This window comes from Candidatus Pelagibacter communis, from assembly GCF_001180225.1.
In the GTDB taxonomy this organism is placed as follows: domain Bacteria; phylum Pseudomonadota; class Alphaproteobacteria; order Pelagibacterales; family Pelagibacteraceae; genus Pelagibacter; species Pelagibacter ubique_D.
In genome coordinates this window covers 1-513 of the sequence record NZ_CVST01000067.1, presented here as the reverse complement: position 1 = coordinate 513, position 513 = coordinate 1, and the positions used below count along the sequence as shown (strand labels likewise).

At 34.3% G+C, this 513-nt stretch carries 1 protein-coding gene; it reads right to left on the bottom strand.

Annotated features, from left to right (window positions below; genetic code table 11):
* On the bottom strand, positions 1–513 hold a 513-nt coding region (locus AMN99_RS05530; protein WP_143323945.1), incomplete at both ends, for a DUF1501 domain-containing protein.

The window sequence follows — 513 nt, the reverse complement described above, 5'->3', positions numbered from 1 at the left end:
AGGCCAGTCTGTATAAACCTGGCTTTTCTTAATTAGTCCTCCTGCCATAAAAAGTGCAGTTCCATATCCATGTTCAGTTCCATTACCACCATTTTGTGCAACTGTTCTTCCAAATTCTGTAAGAGTTAAGATTATTGTATCTTTATAAGCATCAGCTAGGTAAGTTTTTAAATATCGAATTACATCATCCATCTCAAGTAAACATCGAGTGTGAGTCCCATTTATACCTCCTTGCGCAGCATGAGTATCAAATCCATTTACCTCAAACACTGCAACTCTTGGACCGTTAGGTTTTTTTAGATATTCAGCAGCTTGCTTTGCTAAATTTCGGTTATTTCTTTTATCACCCGAATATCCACCCATCATCTCTTCATTTTTTCTTTTTTTAATAAAATTCATCATGTCTAATAATTGCTCTTCTGAACTATCAGCATAAATTGATCTTAAAAGTTCAAGTGTTTCTTCTCTGGGAAGTTTGCCATCTGAAGGATAATAATTATTATTTTTAGGAAC